This window comes from Acetobacter sicerae, assembly GCF_011516765.1.
Classification (GTDB): Bacteria; Pseudomonadota; Alphaproteobacteria; order Acetobacterales; family Acetobacteraceae; genus Acetobacter; species Acetobacter sicerae.
In genome coordinates, this window is sequence record NZ_JAAABN010000006.1 from 54,356 (window position 1) to 70,306 (window position 15,951).

Annotated in this window: 14 protein-coding genes; 7 read left to right on the forward strand and 7 right to left on the reverse strand. The window is 59.2% G+C overall.

From position 1 onward, the window contains the following. The first annotated feature begins 104 nt into the window (after positions 1 to 104). Complete coding sequence (locus GVI59_RS08355; RefSeq protein ID WP_173573831.1) at positions 105 to 785, forward strand: dienelactone hydrolase family protein; 681 nt, start codon at positions 105 to 107, stop codon at positions 783 to 785. A gap of 40 nt (positions 786 to 825) precedes the next feature. Continuing rightward, positions 826 to 1,026, forward strand: a complete 201-nt coding sequence (locus GVI59_RS08360) for a hypothetical protein (protein ID WP_173573832.1) — start codon at positions 826 to 828, stop codon at positions 1,024 to 1,026. Positions 1,027 to 1,094: 68 nt separating this feature from the next. Here GVI59_RS08360 and ppk2 read toward each other — a convergent pair whose 3' ends face one another. The 3 genes from ppk2 to GVI59_RS08375 form a co-directional block, all read right to left on the reverse strand. Next, entirely contained in the window at positions 1,095 to 2,018 is a 924-nt protein-coding gene (gene ppk2, locus GVI59_RS08365; protein WP_194299079.1) for a polyphosphate kinase 2, read from the reverse strand. A gap of 123 nt (positions 2,019 to 2,141) precedes the next feature. Then, positions 2,142 to 3,599 (reverse strand): carbohydrate porin, encoded by a 1,458-nt coding sequence (locus GVI59_RS08370; protein ID WP_173573834.1) that lies wholly within the window; start codon positions 3,597 to 3,599, stop codon positions 2,142 to 2,144. 5 nt (positions 3,600 to 3,604) lie between these two features. Then, positions 3,605 to 5,218 carry an inorganic phosphate transporter gene (locus tag GVI59_RS08375; protein WP_173573835.1) on the reverse strand — a complete coding sequence of 538 codons (1,614 nt, stop codon included), beginning with the start codon at positions 5,216 to 5,218 and terminating at the stop codon, positions 3,605 to 3,607. Between the two features lie 120 nt (positions 5,219 to 5,338). On the opposite strand from GVI59_RS08375, the gene GVI59_RS08380 reads away from it, so the two are divergent. Beyond that, on the forward strand, positions 5,339 to 6,175 hold the full coding sequence (locus GVI59_RS08380) for an MOSC domain-containing protein (protein WP_173573836.1): 837 nt from the start codon (positions 5,339 to 5,341) through the stop codon (positions 6,173 to 6,175). A gap of 157 nt (positions 6,176 to 6,332) precedes the next feature. Here the strand turns inward: GVI59_RS08380 and trpE are convergent, their stop codons facing one another. Further along, on the reverse strand, positions 6,333 to 7,856 hold the full coding sequence (trpE, locus tag GVI59_RS08385; protein WP_173573985.1) for an anthranilate synthase component I: 1,524 nt from the start codon (positions 7,854 to 7,856) through the stop codon (positions 6,333 to 6,335). Next, positions 7,856 to 9,799, reverse strand: a complete 1,944-nt coding sequence (locus tag GVI59_RS08390) for a peptidylprolyl isomerase (protein ID WP_173573837.1) — start codon at positions 9,797 to 9,799, stop codon at positions 7,856 to 7,858. The genes trpE and GVI59_RS08390 overlap by 1 nt, the downstream gene beginning before the upstream one ends. 273 nt (positions 9,800 to 10,072) lie before the next feature. Between GVI59_RS08390 and tpiA the strand changes: the two genes are divergently transcribed. From tpiA to kdsA, 4 genes are all read left to right on the forward strand, one after another. After that, on the forward strand, positions 10,073 to 10,822 hold the full coding sequence (gene tpiA / locus GVI59_RS08395) for a triose-phosphate isomerase (RefSeq protein ID WP_173573838.1): 750 nt from the start codon (positions 10,073 to 10,075) through the stop codon (positions 10,820 to 10,822). A 51-nt stretch (positions 10,823 to 10,873) separates the two neighbouring features. Continuing rightward, positions 10,874 to 11,239, forward strand: a complete 366-nt coding sequence (gene secG, locus GVI59_RS08400) for a preprotein translocase subunit SecG (protein ID WP_173573839.1) — start codon at positions 10,874 to 10,876, stop codon at positions 11,237 to 11,239. A gap of 283 nt (positions 11,240 to 11,522) precedes the next feature. Further along, the gene (locus GVI59_RS08405; protein ID WP_173573840.1) at positions 11,523 to 13,154 is read left to right on the forward strand and encodes a CTP synthase; all 1,632 of its coding nucleotides are present in this window, start codon (positions 11,523 to 11,525) and stop codon (positions 13,152 to 13,154) included. Then, positions 13,151 to 13,990 (forward strand): 3-deoxy-8-phosphooctulonate synthase, encoded by an 840-nt coding sequence (gene kdsA, locus GVI59_RS08410; protein WP_173573841.1) that lies wholly within the window; start codon positions 13,151 to 13,153, stop codon positions 13,988 to 13,990. Before GVI59_RS08405 ends, kdsA begins: the two co-directional genes overlap by 4 nt. A gap of 135 nt (positions 13,991 to 14,125) precedes the next feature. Here kdsA and GVI59_RS08415 read toward each other — a convergent pair whose 3' ends face one another. Both GVI59_RS08415 and GVI59_RS08420 read right to left on the reverse strand, forming a co-directional pair. Further along, a complete protein-coding gene (locus tag GVI59_RS08415) occupies positions 14,126 to 14,500 on the reverse strand; it encodes a hypothetical protein (protein ID WP_173573842.1) in 375 nt (124 codons plus the stop codon). 120 nt (positions 14,501 to 14,620) lie between these two features. Continuing rightward, positions 14,621 to 15,943, reverse strand: a complete 1,323-nt coding sequence (locus GVI59_RS08420) for a dihydroorotase (RefSeq protein ID WP_173573843.1) — start codon at positions 15,941 to 15,943, stop codon at positions 14,621 to 14,623. Positions 15,944 to 15,951 lie beyond the last annotated feature (8 nt).

Consider the following 15,951-nt stretch of genomic DNA (forward strand, 5'->3'; position numbering starts at 1 on the left):
TCAGAGTGCAGATCTCGTGACGTCTCTCTGACGTTGACAGCAGCCCTCATCGGTTCAGGATCAGCCGCAGACGGCAACGCTTTTCTGTCGAGAGGATATACGTCATGAGTTCGACCATTACCCTGACCGCCGCTGATGGCCATGAATTTTCAGCCTGGCAAACCGGAGCGCAGGACGCGCCATATGCCCTGATTGTCGTGCAGGAAATTTTCGGCGTGAACCATAATATCCGGCATGTGGCGGACGAATTCGCCGCAGCCGGTTTCTCGGTGCTCGCTCCAGCTGTTTTCGACCGTGCGCAACGGAACGTCGAGCTGGGCTACAGCCCTGAAGACGTTCAGAAAGGCCTCCGCCTGCGGAGTGAAATCCCGCTCACCGATACGCTCGCCGATCTTGAAGCCTGCGTGAAGCACTTCAGGCATCACGCCCCCCACCGCAAGGTCGGCATCATCGGCTACTGCTGGGGCGGCACACTGGCGTGGGACGCCGCAACCCACACGCATGATCTGGGGGCGGCTGTGAGCTGGTATGGTGGCGGCATCGCAGCCCACAAGGACGCCACGCCTCACTGCCCGGTGCAGCTACATTTCGGCGTCGAAGACACGTCCATTCCACATCAGGACGTAAAAACCATCCGGGAGACGCATCCGGAGGTCGAGCTATACGTTTACGATGACGCAGGACATGGTTTTGGAAACAGGGACCGCTCCAGCTTCAATGCCGAGGCCAATCGTCTGGCGTGGGAACGCAGCGTCGAATTCCTGAAAGCCAACCTGCACACATGAGCGGCCAAAAGGCCGCACAATCCGCATGGAGGACAAGCTCATGCAAGGAATGACACCGGATTTTCAAAAACGACAGATGCCTGCCGCCAGCCTGATCATAGCGGCGAGTGTCGCTGCGACAGGTCTGCTGGTCACACTCGTCAGCAAGGCGATGGGAAACAGGAAGGCCGCTTCCACACCTCCTGCCAACGCGCCTGTGCCTGAAGCGCCTCCGGCTGCAACACCGAAACCGGCAGCCTGATCAGAGGTTGGGAAAAGACCCGTCCTGAGAATGGGGAGAGGTGATACTCGCCTCTCCCCTGCTCATATTCAGTAAACTTCTGGTACGATCAGTGATTCAGGCGTCGGCTGACGCTCATAATCGGGGTGATATGTGCGTGGCGGCAGTTCAACCAGTGGACGTTCCACCGTTTCATACGGAACCTGTGACAGCAGGTGATTGATGCAGTTCAGGCGGGCTTTTTTCTTGTCCACGGCCTGCACCACCCACCAGGGAGCCTCTTCAATGCTTGACCGCTCAAGCATCTCTTCCTTCGCACGAGTATAATTTTCCCACCGGATGCGGCTCTGCAGATCCATCGGGCTGAGTTTCCACTGCTTCAGCGGGTCCTCGATGCGGGCGCGGAAACGGCGTTCCTGCTCATCATCCGTGATGGAGAACCAGTATTTCACAAGCTTGATGCCGCTTCTGACCAGCATGCGCTCAAACTCTGGGACAGAGCGGTAGAACTCTTCATACTGGTCGTCAGTGCAGAAGCCCATGACACGCTCGACGCCCGCCCGGTTATACCAGCTTCGGTCGAACAGAACGATTTCACCGGCGGACGGCAGATGGCTGACATAGCGCTGGAAATACCACTGCGTGCGCTCACGCTCCGTCGGCGCTGACAGGGCGGCCACACGGCAGATGCGAGGATTCAGGCGCTGGGTGATGCGCTTGATGGCTCCACCTTTGCCTGCGGAGTCACGTCCTTCAAACAGCACCACAAGACGGTAGCCGGTTTCCTGCACCCAATCCTGCAATTTGACGAGTTCACCCTGCATACGCAGAAGTTCACGGAAATAGGTCCGACGGAAAGAACCGCCTTCTACAGCCTCTCCCTCAAAACGCCGGTCGTCGAGTTCAAGCTCGAATTCTTCATCAATATCGTCGAGAATTTCCTCGCGTGTGCGAAGCCGTTCTTCCATCGCAGACAAGTCTGTCCGTTCTTCGCTCACCACATTCTCTCCCATCCTGCCATCGGATATCACGACCGTTATCCGAAAAATTTCTTGAGTCCGATGTGGCAGAAATTCTCTTTCCGGTCATGATACATCGAGCGGATATCAGGAGATTTCATATAAAATACATAAAGATCAGAAACTCGTCGTCACGTTGAGACCAAACACCGCCGCATCGCCCACACGCCGACCGGTCGATGTATTGAGTATTCCTCCGCCAACATGGTGGATATATTGAAAATCTGGCTGCACAACGACGCCATTCCAGACAGGCGCCTGCCAGGTCAGTTCGATATGATGCTCCGTACGAAGCGGAAGAACGTCATCCGCGCCGCTCTCCAGACTGTCGCGATTGAAGTTCCAGGCCCGGCTGCCCGCACTGCTCATCCCCCATCCCAGCCCCAGCACGTCATCGGGACGCCAGGGCACGATGCCATGGAATGTAAAACCGACCTGTACGCCGAAAGACAGACTGTTCTGTTTTCCCCCCGTTCCCATGATGCGCGCAAAGACACTGGCGGCCTTCGGATCGTCACCGTCAGGATTCCAGAACGTCTGATCGACAATGCCGTAAATCATCCAGTTGCCGTGATGCATCAGAGGCTGGCCGTTTGAATCGCTCGCCGCCAGAAGATGACCCTGCGTATCATAACGACGATCGGGAAAGGCTCCACTGTCATAGAATCCACCCAGTTTCCACACGCCCGGCAGTGCACCGGACGGCGCATCACTCAACACAGCGGCATCGACAGAAACATCCACCTCCGCCATCGCAAGAACACCGGTCGAGAGACTGAATCGTGTGCCGGTGGGATTCATATCCAACACGGAACGCTCACTGAAGAATGCTCCCCCTGTCGGATTGTCATCCATGACACCGACAAGAATACTGACCGGATAGGTCGGAATGATTCTGGCCCGGACACCCGGAACCGAGAGCGGCCAGGATGGTCCTCCGCCATACAGATTGGCCGACGGCACGCCCGGCCAGCCAAAATCCGCGTTCAGGAAGAGTGACGCGTTATCACTGACAAGGAATTCCGTATCCGGGTCGATGGCCCCCAAACGGATGTCGAGCCTGTTGTTCCAGAAGCCCTGACCATACCAGAGCTCGAACAGACGGGTATTCCGGCCACCGGCGTCATAGCCGCTCAGTGTATTGATTGCCCCGACGCGATCTTCTGTCGCCGAACGTCCTCGCAACTGGATGGCGCTGATATTGAAGAGCCCGTCATGCCAGCCGAACAAGGGCGCTGTATCGATATTGAGGGTGACGATCGTCGCACCGTCGTACGTCGCGCCGCGTGACATCCCACCAGACGCCACGCCCCACAATTCCTCAACGTCCTGAAGATGCAGACGGATGCCATGCGCCTTAAGGCGTGAGCGAAAACCGGCAGGATCCCCCAGCAGAGTGGTGTCCCATCCCTGCGGTGTGCTGTCCGGAGCTGTGCTTGGAAAGGGAAGCGGCACACCGGACGGAAGAACGTCGGTAACCGGAGGATTGTCCGCTGCCTGTGCCGGAGCCGCCATGGGGAGAAAACCTCCCAGCAAGACGGCTCCGATGAGACGGGACAGAATGTCCCGTTTCATACCAATCAGAAAACCTGACGCAGCAGGATGTAGAGCACGCCACTGATCATCATGGCTGCCGGCAGGGTGATGACCCATGCAAGAGCCATTGTTCTGAGAGTGGACCACTGAAGACCTGAACCATTGGCTGCCATTGTTCCGGCAACACCACCGGAAAGAATGTGAGTTGTGGACACCGGCATACCATACCCCTCGGCAAGCCCAATCGTGCCCATGGCCACGATTTCGGCAGCAGCGCCCTGAGCATAGGTCAGATGCGTCTTGCCGATTTTCTCACCAACCGTGATGACAATACGCTTCCAGCCGACCATGGTTCCGAGACCGAGAGCCACGGCGACAGCGATCTTCACCCAGATCGGGATGAAGCGTGTGCCGTCATTCAGCGCCTGCATGAACTTCTTGAGGCGGCCATTCTCATCCGTGGTGAACGTATCGCCGCCCTTCATGGTGCGGATGGCGTCAGAGGTCAGATACATGTCCGTACGGACGTTGGAGACGGAAGCTGATGGCATGCTGCGCAGCGAGCCGTAGCTTTTGACTGCGTTGGAAACGGAGTCGGACAGAACGGCAAGCGCTGACCAGACCTGGGGGCCTGTAACATTGCGGCTGCTCAGAGCGTCACTCACGATATGGCGGGCTTCTTCAACACCCGGAGCCGACGAGCCCGGAGCAGCATGTGCACGGAAGGCCTCGGCGGCATAATCGGCGGACTGCACGAAGCCCGGCGTCATGCTGTCAGGCATCGCACGGTTGAGCGCATAGGCCGTAGGAGCCGCACCGATGAGGATCAGCATGATCAGGCCCATGCCTTTCTGACCATCGTTGCCACCATGGAAGAAGGACACACCTGTGCAGGTGCCGATCAGCAGGCCACGGATCCACCACGGCGGCGGCTGGTCGCCCTTGGGAGCTTCATAAAGCTTGCGGTTGCGGATGACGACTTTCATCAGGATCAGCAGGGCGGCCGACAGTGCGAAGCCGCAGATCGGGCTGAACAGCAGGGACTTGAACACCTTGGTGACCTGCACCCAGTCCACACCCTGCGTGGCGATGCCGTGCGGGGCCATGAGCTGGTTGGCGATGCCGACGCCCATGATGGAACCAATCAGGGCATGGGAGGAGGAATTGGGGATGCCCATCGCCCATGTCGCCAGATTCCAGATGATCGCAGCGAGCAGAAGAGCGAAGATCATGGCGTGACCTGCGCCACTTCCGACCTGAAGGATCAGTTCGACAGGAAGCAGGGAGACGATGCTGTAGGCGACTGCGCCGGAAGAGACGAGAACACCGAGCAGGTTCCACATGCCTGACCAGACAACGGCGACCAGAGGCGGCAGACTGTTGGTGTAAATGACCGTGGCCACGGCGTTGGCCGTATCATGGAATCCGTTGACGAATTCAAACCCGAGCGCGATGAGAAGAGCAAGGCCCAGAAGAACGAAGGCGCCTATGGCCACGCCTTGGCCATCTGCGGCATGAAGGTCTGATAGAACGCTGTATCCCACGAACCCCAAGGCAACGAAAACAATACCCAGAAAGAACATCCGGAAAGCGGGATGTTCTCCTCCCCGCATATCCGGCCGCCCTGTGGGCATGGCATCGGCTGTTGTGTCTGACATGTATTTACCACTCAGTAAGGAAGACTGGAGCCCTTCTAACCAACCCGTCCCCGAAAGCCTGAGTGATAGTTTTGTGACATGCCCGATCGTTGCGCTTCTGAAATCTGCTGAAAGTGTCTCATGCGACTGATTTTGCACACTCTTCACATCTACCCCGTGAAAAGCCTGCACGGTCTTTCAATGAGGGAACTTTTGCTCTGTCCGTGGGGTCCGGAAAACGACCGACGCTGGATGATCGTTGATCATGCTGGACAATTCATCACCCAGCGCAAATATCCGGTAATGGCGACACTGCACGTCTCGGTCACGACGGAGGGGCTGCGCCTTGCCCAAAACGACAGACCTGATCTGGTGGTGAAACGCCCGACTGACCTGACACACTCTGTCATGGTCACGGTATGGAAAGATACAGTTCAGGCGCTTGATGCGGGCGATGAAGCCGCACAATGGACGTCAGATGCAATCGGCCAGCCCTGTCGTCTGGTTTACATGCCCCGGCCAGAAAGCGACCGTCCCCGCCAGCTGGATGAACGCGCCTTTACAAACTCGTTCTCCGACGGTTTCCCGCTTCTGATCACGACGCTTGCTTCGCTGGATGATCTGAACAACCGTCTGGCTGCACCTGTTCCGATGGATCGTTTTCGTCCCAATCTTGTCGTGTCCGGCGCTGAAGCGTGGGAAGAAGACAGTTGGGCGCGGATACGGATTGGCGGCACGGAACTCAGTCTGGTGAAACCCTGCTCACGCTGCGTCATGACAACCGTGGATCAGGACACGGGCATCATTCCTGACCGAAAAGAGCCTTTGGCCACTCTGGCACGTTTCAGAAAACAGGAAGGTGGCGTGATGTTCGGCCAGAATGCGCTGGTCGAACAATCGGGTAGGGTTACGGCGGGTGATGAGGTAGAGATTCTGGAATTTCAGCCATCGGGCGCCGAGTTTTCAGGCTCTTTGTAATGGCGTGCTGAATCGCAGACTGCGACGCTCTTTCACACGACTTCGCCCCGATCCGTCAAAGGGACACGGTCCCTTTGACCCCGGTTAGTTTTATTTCATCTGAATCAAAAAAGAAGCTTTTGGTGAAGCTGTTTTCAAAAAGCTTCAAAAATGCCCCTCAGTTACGTGTCGCCATCCGGACAGCATCTTCCGCCGCACGGAACAGCGCCCTCGCCTTGTGCTTTGTTTCCGCACATTCCAGCGATGGCACGCTGTCAGCCACGACACCACATCCCGCCTGCACGTACATCATGCCATCTTTCACAACCGCCATGCGCAGACCGATGCAGGTGTCCATGTCGCCACCCGCACCAAAGTACCCGATGCATCCGGCATAGGTCGCACGTCGGGTCCGCTCCACCTCGTCGATGATCTCCATGGCGCGTATCTTGGGCGCACCTGTCAGCGTGCCAGCCGGGAAAGCGGCGACAAGAGCGTCGAGCGCATCAAGTTCCGGCTTGAGCATTCCCTCGACGTTCGAGGAAATATGCATGACATGGCTGAAACGTTCGATGATGAACTTCTCCGTCACCTTCACCGAGCCGGTGATGCTGACACGACCGACATCGTTACGACCGAGATCAATCAGCATCAGATGCTCGGCGCGCTCCTTCTCGTCAGCCAGAAGTTCTTCCTCAAGACGCTTGTCCTCTTCCGCATCCGCGCCACGCGGACGGGTTCCGGCCAGCGGACGCACCGTCATCTTGCCGTCACGCAGACGCACAAGGATTTCCGGAGACGACCCGACGAGAGAGAAACCGCCGAGGTTCAGATGGAACAGGAACGGCGCGGGATTGATCCGACGCAGCGAGCGATAGAGCGCAAGTGAGGACAGACCGAATGGCGTCGAGAAACGCTGGCTCGGGACGACCTGAAATGCATCTCCTGCGGCGATATAGTCCTGAATACGCCGGACCACATCTTCGAATTCCGTCTCCGTGTAGGTAGAACGCGGCGGCTCAAGCGCCTCAACCATCGGCTCCTGCGGTACGGTCAGCGGTGCGGCAAGACAGGCCTGCGCCTCGTGGATCAGTTTGCGGGCGCGATCAAAGGCCGCATCCGGATGATCGTCGGCGCGAGGCCGGATGGGCGCAGCAAGGATCAGTTCATCCGTGACCGTATCAAAAATCGCGAACAGGCCCGGACGCATGAGGATGGCTTCGGGCAGGCCGAGATCATCCACCGGCGCATTGGGCAGATGCTCCATCTGGCGCACCATGTCATAGCCGAGATAGCCGAAAACCCCTGCCGTCATCGGAGGCAGACTGTCATCGAGTTGCAGGCGGCTTTCGTTGATCAGCTTGCGCAGACTGTCCAGAGGCGCTTCGGCAACCGGCTCATACGCGTCGGCATCGGTCATCGCATTCCGGTTGATCGACGCCTTGCCATCATGACAGCGCCACAACAGATCCGGCTTCAGGGCGATGACGGAATAACGGCCCCGGCTTGCGCCGCCTTCGACGGATTCCAGCAGCAGCGTATTGCGTCCGTCCGCGCCATACATGGCCGCAAGGCGCATATAAGCGGCGACCGGTGTCAGCAGGTCGGCCGCATCGACAGCGAAAACGACGCTGCTTTCACCACGCGCCCAGGCTGTTTCACAGGCCGAGCGGGAGGGAGAATCAAGAGTGGCGAGCCGCATCACGAACCATCTCCAAAGCCGGCCTCGCTCATCGCGGCGCGTGCACCGGCGGCAATGATCTTCGGCTTGTAACGCTCACCGAGGCTCTGAATGAACGCCGCCGTCATGTCGGACGACAGCGACTCAGTCATACCGTCCCGTACACGACCGATACCGATTGCATCCGACTTCGGATCAGGATGCCTTATGGCTGTCACGGTAGCGACAACGAAGCCCTTGTCGTCCCCGACCATGACACTCCGTCCGGCAGGCATCCGCAGGGCGATGCCCATCAGATCACGCGGCAGGGTTTCGACAGGACGGGCGCGCGAAACCATCACATCCTTCTGCAGATCGCTGCCCGCGGGAGCGACCGCCGACACACCGCCCTGCTTTCCTGCCGCGACATAAAGCGCCGTCGCCGCTTCATTGGCTTCGTGACGACGCGCTTCCTCTTTCCACGCGGCCAGAACCTTGTCCTTCACCGCGTCAAAAGGCTGCGGCTGGCTTGGCGTGATTTCATCAACGGAAACAGCATACCAGCCGAGGGATGCAGGCGGCTGGCCCTGTCGCGGCTGCGCCTTCGCTTCGATCAGTTGGGGCACAGCCCCTTTGGCCTGCTCGAAAACCCGCGCGACAATGGCGTCACGCAGCTCGCCGGACGCTGGCAGCGGCGCGGGCGTTCCGTCTCTGGTCATGCCCTTCGCATCGAGAAAGCCTGCCACGGGAGCTGCGCCGAGGTCGGCTGGAATGGAGTCCATTCCTCCTCCAGCAAGCGCATCCTGAAGTTTCGGCACGCTGGCGCTGACCATCGCCGGCCCCTTCACTTTCGCGATTTCATCACGCAGCGTCGGCTTCGCAACGTCAAAGCTTTCTGCATGCGGCGGCGTCACTTTGGTCACGCGGAAGACGACCCAGCCAGTGTCGGTTTTTTCCGGACCCTGAACGCTACCCTGCTCTGCCCCGAAGACCAGTTTCTGGAGCGTGGCGGAAGGCAGCACACTCGGACGGGCATCATTGAACTCAACGGCGGCGCTGTTTTTGGCGGACGCCTGAAGCTGGTTCCAGTCGGCCCCACCTTTCCACAGTGTCGCCACGGCCTGTGCGGCGGCCTGATCCGACGACGTCACAAGCTGCACACTCCGCAGTTCAGGCTGATTGAAACGCTCCTTCTGCGCATCATAGAGCTGGTGCAATTCTTCATCCGTCGCGGGTGACTGGGTTGCGACGGTCTCCGGTGACAGCACCACGATGCGGGCATGACGGTATTCCGGGCTGCGGAACATCCACGGATGGTTGTCGTAGAAACGCTTCAGGCCCGCCTCGTCTGGCGCGGCGGGCGTGGCCTGGGACGCGAAAGGAACACGCAACACGTCCAGCACATGCGTCTCGGTCTCGAACCCGTAAGTGCGGTTCACCACCAGATCGGACACATGCGCACCGGTCGACAGCGGCTCCATCACGGCGCGGGCGGTCAGATCATCACGCACCAGCCCGATCAGGCGCTGTTCGGTCATGCCGGCATTGGCGAGCATCGCGTTGAATTTCTGGCGATCGAACTGACCGTTCTTGCCCTGAAAATAGGGCATGGCGAAAATCTCGTCCCGCACGGCGACGTCCGGCACCTGAATGCCGTAATCACGCGCCGCTTCCAGAATCTGCGCCTGACCAACCAGCCGTTGAAGAATCTCGTTGGCCATCGGCTGACGGACATTGGCGGGAATGTGCGCCACATCCGCCATTCCCATCTGCTGGGCGATGCGGGGCATTTCCGCCTGCAGGGCCGCCGCGAAGTCGCGGGTGGTGATCTTCTGGGAACCGACTTTGGCGACGATGGCGGGATCGTCGGCCATGTTGGTCAGCACATCGCCCACTCCCCAGCCGACGAAGGCCAGAAAAATGACGATGGCGAGGATACGACCAAGCCAGGATTCAACGACAAAGCGGCGGAGGAAGGAAATCATGCAGTCACTGGTCCGCGAATAAGGCAGATACGGAAATACGGCCGCGTGCCGTATCCGGGCTGGGCACCATATTCATCCCATCCCGTCTTGACCAGAAGCGGGACAGTCTCTCAGGCAGAATGGTCTCCTTCTTGCATGGCCGGACCCCGATGGGGTAGCCATGCTTCCCAACAGGTGGGACCAGTCCCACAATCACCCGGAGAGGCCGGAGCAGCACCGCAAGGCGCCCTGACTGAACCGCACAGGCCAAAGTTTCACAGGAGAGACGTTCCGATGAGCACGCCCATCATTGTCGGCAACTGGAAGATGAACGGCCTGAGCGCCGACTCCGTCGATCGCGTGAAGCAGATCACCGCAGGTCTGGCGGCAGAGCCGGTTTCAGGTGTGGAAGTGGTGGTGTGCCCGCCCTTCACGCATCTGTCCCTCGTCCATCAGACGCTGAACGGCTCGACCGTCGCTCTGGGTGCGCAGGACTGCCACAAGGACGACAAGGGCGCTCATACGGGCGACATCGCGCCGTCCATGCTGAAGGATGTCGGAGCCTCACACGTCATTCTCGGACATTCCGAGCGCCGTCGTGATCATGGCGAAGTCGATGAGACAGTGCGAGAGAAAGCCGTTTCCGCCGCACAGGCTGGTCTGACACCGATCGTCTGCATCGGTGAGACCGAGGACCAGCGTCAGTCGGGCGAAGCGGAAGATACGCTCGGCTGGCAGATCAAGGGCTCTCTCCCGGACGGCTTCACCGGCATTGTCGCCTATGAGCCGGTCTGGGCCATCGGCACCGGCCTTGCTGCGACACCGGAAGACATCAAATCGACTGTCGCCTTCATCCGTGCGGAGCTGGTGCGCCAGTTCGGCGATGCTGGCAAATCCCTGCGGATTCTGTATGGTGGTTCCGTGGATGCGGGGAACGCCGCCTCGATCCTCTCCATCCCGGACGTGGCCGGTGCTCTGGTCGGAGGCGCCAGCCTGAAGCCGGACGCTTTCCTGTCCATCATTCGCGCAGTCCCCACGGCCTGAGACATCCTCGTTTCAGGCTACGGTTTTTCTGACCTCTCGACCGGATAGTCCATGATCACCGCTCTGCTGATCCTTCATCTTCTTGTCACCGTCTCCCTGATTGCTGTTGTGCTGATCCAGCGCAGCGAGGGAGGTGGTCTCGGCATCGGCTCATCGCAGGGCATGGGCTCCTTCATGTCCGGTCGCGGCACGGCGAATCTGCTGACCCGCACCACGGCAGGGCTGGCCACAGCCTTCATGCTGCTGTCCCTCATGCTGGCGGTGCTCAATCGCGGCGCGGTTTCCGGTGGCAGCGGCCACGATATTCTCGCTGCTCCGCCGCCAGCGGCATCGACTGCGCCAGCCACTCCGACAACGACCGCTCCGGTTCAGCAGAACCAGCCTGCGGATGCGTCGGGGACCGCCCAGCACCCGTAAATCCGGCCTTCACGGTTCGGCTCAAGACGAAGCGCAGGAGTTCTCACTTCTGCGCTTTTGTTTTGGCATCTGTTTCGATCCTCGCGCGCCTTCCGGGCATTGCCCGCAACTCCACAAGGAGGCGTTTCCCTTTGATCCCGTTCTGCTCCCGGAAAACTGAATATCCGCCGACAGTCATCGCCAGACTCAAAGAGGGTCTGTTCCGGAGAAAATCATCTTCCGGGGACACGAAGGTAATTCAGCCCTTCCCTCCCCCCACCTGCTCAGTGTAGGGAGACCTTCCATGACGCGGTTCGTATTTATCACCGGTGGTGTGGTCTCTTCTCTCGGCAAGGGAATCGCTTCTGCGGCTCTTGCTGCCCTCCTTCAAGCTCGTGGATACAAGGTCCGGCTGCGCAAGCTTGATCCGTATCTGAACGTCGATCCGGGCACGATGAGCCCGTATCAGCACGGCGAGGTCTTCGTCACCGACGACGGCGCCGAAACTGATCTTGATCTCGGCCATTATGAGCGGTTCACCGGCGTGAACGCCACGCGCGCCGACAACACCACGACAGGCCGTGTGTATTCCGAGGTCATCGCGCGCGAACGGCGTGGCGATTATCTTGGTGGGACCGTGCAGGTCATTCCGCACATCACCGACGCCATCAAGGAGCGCGTGGTCGCGGATACCGAAGGGCTGGATTTCTGCCTTGTGGAAATCGGCGGCACGGTCGGTGATATCGAAAGCCTGCCATTCCTCGAATCCATCCGTCAGCTTCGCAATGACCTCGGTGTCGAGAACACCATGGTCGTGCATCTCACGCTGCTGCCCTGGATTCCGACAGCAGGCGAACTTAAGACCAAGCCGACCCAGCATTCCGTGAAGGAACTCCAGAACGTCGGTCTTCAGCCGCAGATTCTTCTCTGCCGCTGCGACCGTCCGATTCCGGAGAACGAGCGTCGCAAGATCGCGAACTTCTGCAATGTCCGTCCGCAGGCCGTCATCGCCGCACGGGACGTGGATACGATCTACGAATGCCCGCTGTCCTACCACGCAGAAGGTCTGGACACGGAAGTCCTGCACTATTTCGGTCTGCCTCATGATCAGGAACCAGATCTTTCCGGCTGGAAGAAGATTGTCGAGACCATTCGTGAACCCGCTGGCGAAGTGCATATCGCCGTCGTCGGCAAATACACGGCCATGCTCGACAGCTACAAATCGCTGAACGAAGCTCTGCTCCATGGCGGCATCGCCAACAACGTCCGGGTAAAGCTGGACTGGGTGGAAGCCGAAACGTTCGAGAAAGACCCGTCCAGGCTGAGCTGTCTCGACGGAGTGGATGGCATTCTGGTTCCGGGTGGCTTCGGCGAGCGTGGCGCGGGCGGCAAGATCGAAGCCGTGCGTTATGCCCGTGAGAAGAACATCCCGTTCCTTGGTATCTGCTTCGGCATGCAGATGGCCGTCATTGAATGCGCCCGTAATCTGGCGGGCATTCCCGACGCCACCTCCACCGAGTTCGGTCCGGCCAAGGAACCTCTGGTCGGTCTGATGACCGAGTGGGCGCGTGGCAACGAGATGCTGCGCCGTCGTGAAGGCGGTGAACTTGGCGGGACGATGCGTCTCGGCGGCTATCCGGCGAAGCTGACGGAAGGCTCCCGTGCGGCAGCAATTTACGGCACGACGACCATCCGGGAGCGCCATCGCCACCGTTACGAGGTGAATGTGCATTACCGCGACCGGATCGAAGCGGCTGGTCTGAAATTCTCCGGTCTGTCACCGGACGGCATTCTGCCAGAGGTGGTGGAATATCCGGATCATCGCTGGTTTGTCGCCGTGCAGTATCATCCGGAACTGATCTCCCGCCCCTTCGCCCCTCACCCGCTCTTTTCCGGGTTCATCGGCGCGGCGGCTGAAAAGGCGAAAGAAGCGTGAGCCTCCAGCAGACAGTCGTCCTTGGCGATCTGGAAATCGGCAACAGCCTGCCGCTGGTGCTGATTGCCGGTCCCTGCCAGATCGAATCCGCCGCCCACGCCATGGACACGGCGGCGGCGCTGGCGGAAATCTGTGGTGAGGCCGGGATCGGACTGATCTACAAAAGCTCCTACGACAAGGCGAACCGCAGCAGCATCGGTTCGCAACGCGGCATTGGCATGAACAAGGGATTGCAGATCCTGTCCGACATCCGTGAGCAGTTCCGCATACCGGTTCTGACGGACGTCCACAGCCCCGAACAGTGCGCACCGGCGGCTCAGGCCGTGGACGTGCTTCAGATCCCCGCGTTTCTCTGCCGTCAGACGGACCTGCTGTTGGCAGCCGGCAAAACCGGTGCTGCGATCAATGTGAAAAAAGGGCAGTTTCTTGCACCATGGGACATGACCCATGTAGCCAAGAAAATCGCTTCGACCGGCAATGAGCGGATCATGCTCTGCGAGCGTGGCACCAGCTTCGGCTACAATACGCTCGTCAATGACATGCGCTCCCTGACCATCATGGCGGGCACCGGTTATCCGGTGGTGTATGACGCCACGCATTCGGTGCAGCAGCCCGGTGGGCTTGGCACAGCGTCAGGGGGGCAGCGTGAGTTCGCTCCCATTCTGGCGCGCGCGGCGGTGGCGATTGGCGTTGCGGCTGTTTTTCTTGAAACACACGAAAACCCTGACACAGCGCCGAGCGACGGGCCGAACATGATCCCGCTACGGGAAATGCCTGCCGTTATCCGCAGGCTTCAGGCTTTTGACGCGCTGGCCAAGACATCTGCGGGCGAGTGATTTCCGGCTCTGTTGAGTGCGGGACGGTTTCAGTCTGGCTGATCAGAGAAAAATTTTCTGGATGTCGCCTTTTTAAAAAGGCGACATTCTCCAAAGCTTTTTTGAAACAGATTTCACCAAAAAACTTTGTCTGACTCAGTGCGCCTTGCCGAGTTTCGCGCCTGCCGTCTTCAACTGCGTCGTATACTTGGAAAAGTTAGCGGCAATCCGCTTCTGAACGGCGGAACTGCCTTCCTGAATATGCTCCATCTTCGCCTTGGCTTCATTGCTGATGACCGTCTGCTGACGCGTCGCTTCCTTGGCTACACACGCGTTGTAAACACGAGCAGCTTTTTCATAGCTGGCCGCCTTGTCCACGCTGGCATTGTAGCGATCAACACTGGACACATCGAGCGTCGGGGCCGAGGGCTCTGCGCCACAACCGGCAGCCGTCCAAAGACCTTCCGCGTGCGCCGGAGCACCGAGCCATAGCAAGGAAGCAGCAGCACAAATTGCAAACGTCGTTTTCATACGTGTTCCTTCCGGTCTGAGCCGGATTCTGTGGGCATGATCGGCAGGAGACTGGCCTTCTTTTCAGATTCGGACCAGCCCTGCCCAATCATCAGCCTATGCGGCGAAGTCGCGGCTTTTTCAGGGCAGAAAACGCACAAGCTTTCCAAGTGGCTCGCCAAGGATTTCGTCTTCTCGCATCACGATCTTTCCGCGAACGATTGTCGCCATCGGCCAGCCCTTGACCTCCTTGCCGTCGAATGGCGACCAGCCCGCAGGCGTAGCGATCCAGTCATTGGTGATGCGACGCTCGGCTTTCATGTCCACGAGTGTGAAGTCGGCATCATAACCAACTGACAGGCGGCCTTTCGCCATCATGCCATACACCCGGGCCGGACCGGCGGCCATCACGTCCACCAGACGCGCAAGCGACAGACGGCCTGCATTCACATGATCCAGCATCAGCGGCACGAGTGTCTGCACACCGGTCATGCCGGACGGACATTCAGGCCACGGTTTTGCTTTGGCTTCGAGAGAATGCGGTGCGTGATCCGAGGAGACAACGTCCACCATACCATTCTGCAGAGCACGCCATGCGGCCTCGAAGTGTCGCTGCTCACGGATGGGCGGATTCATCACTGCAAAATTGCCGAGTTGATCGTAACATTCCGGCGCGATCTGCGTCAGGTGGTTGGCCAGCACTTCTGTTGTGACGAGATGGCGGTAGTTCTCAAGAAACTTGAATTCCTCCTCAGTGGAGGTGTGCAGGATATGCACCGGACGTCCCGTCTTGACGGAAAGCGCCGTGATGCGACGCGTGCCGAGGAAGGCGCATTCCGGATCGCGCCAGATGCTGTGATTGCAGCACGGCATGCCAGTCTGACCGAACTGGGTTTTCCGTGCACGCAGACGATATTCGTCCTCAGAGTGGAAAGAGACCCGACGATGACCGTGGCGCAACACGGCCTCGATCCCCTCGTCATCCTCGATCATCAGATTGCCGGTGGACGAACCGGCAAACACCTTGATTCCACAGACGCCGTCAAACGTCTCGAACTCGCCGAGATCTTCGGTGTTTTCACGTGTTGCACCGACATAGAATGCAAAATCGGTGTAGGATTCACGCGAAGCATATTCCTGTTTCCACCGCAGCATTTCAGCGTCCGTCACGGCCGGATTGGTGTTCGGCATATCGAACACGGTGGCGATACCACCAAGAGCCGCAGCCTTCGTGCCTGTCGGAATGCTCTCAACAGCCGGATTGCCGGGATCGCGCAGATGCACATGCGCGTCGATCAGACCGGGCAGCACATGCAGTCCCTGTGCATCAATGACTTCGTGCGCTTCGGCGGTCGAAGCCACGTCGATGCTCGCGATCCGTCCTGCCACGACGCCGACATCCGTTTTCACCTCACCCCACGGCAGGATGCAGATGCCATTCCGGATAATCAGGTCATAGTGCATGGACGTCT

Coding starts and splice junctions, on each gene's coding strand:
- secG (WP_173573839.1), top strand. CDS start 10,874: ATGATCACCGCTCTGCTGATCCTTCATCTTCTTGTCACCGTCTCCCTG.
- GVI59_RS08355 (WP_173573831.1), top strand. CDS start 105: ATGAGTTCGACCATTACCCTGACCGCCGCTGATGGCCATGAATTTTCA.
- GVI59_RS08380 (WP_173573836.1), top strand. CDS start 5,339: ATGCGACTGATTTTGCACACTCTTCACATCTACCCCGTGAAAAGCCTG.
- GVI59_RS08415 (WP_173573842.1), bottom strand. CDS start 14,500: ATGAAAACGACGTTTGCAATTTGTGCTGCTGCTTCCTTGCTATGGCTC.
- GVI59_RS08390 (WP_173573837.1), bottom strand. CDS start 9,799: ATGATTTCCTTCCTCCGCCGCTTTGTCGTTGAATCCTGGCTTGGTCGT.
- GVI59_RS08420 (WP_173573843.1), bottom strand. CDS start 15,943: ATGCACTATGACCTGATTATCCGGAATGGCATCTGCATCCTGCCGTGG.
- GVI59_RS08370 (WP_173573834.1), bottom strand. CDS start 3,599: ATGAAACGGGACATTCTGTCCCGTCTCATCGGAGCCGTCTTGCTGGGA.
- ppk2 (WP_194299079.1), bottom strand. CDS start 2,018: ATGGGAGAGAATGTGGTGAGCGAAGAACGGACAGACTTGTCTGCGATG.
- tpiA (WP_173573838.1), top strand. CDS start 10,073: ATGAGCACGCCCATCATTGTCGGCAACTGGAAGATGAACGGCCTGAGC.
- GVI59_RS08360 (WP_173573832.1), top strand. CDS start 826: ATGCAAGGAATGACACCGGATTTTCAAAAACGACAGATGCCTGCCGCC.
- trpE (WP_173573985.1), bottom strand. CDS start 7,856: ATGCGGCTCGCCACTCTTGATTCTCCCTCCCGCTCGGCCTGTGAAACA.
- GVI59_RS08375 (WP_173573835.1), bottom strand. CDS start 5,218: ATGTCAGACACAACAGCCGATGCCATGCCCACAGGGCGGCCGGATATG.
- GVI59_RS08405 (WP_173573840.1), top strand. CDS start 11,523: ATGACGCGGTTCGTATTTATCACCGGTGGTGTGGTCTCTTCTCTCGGC.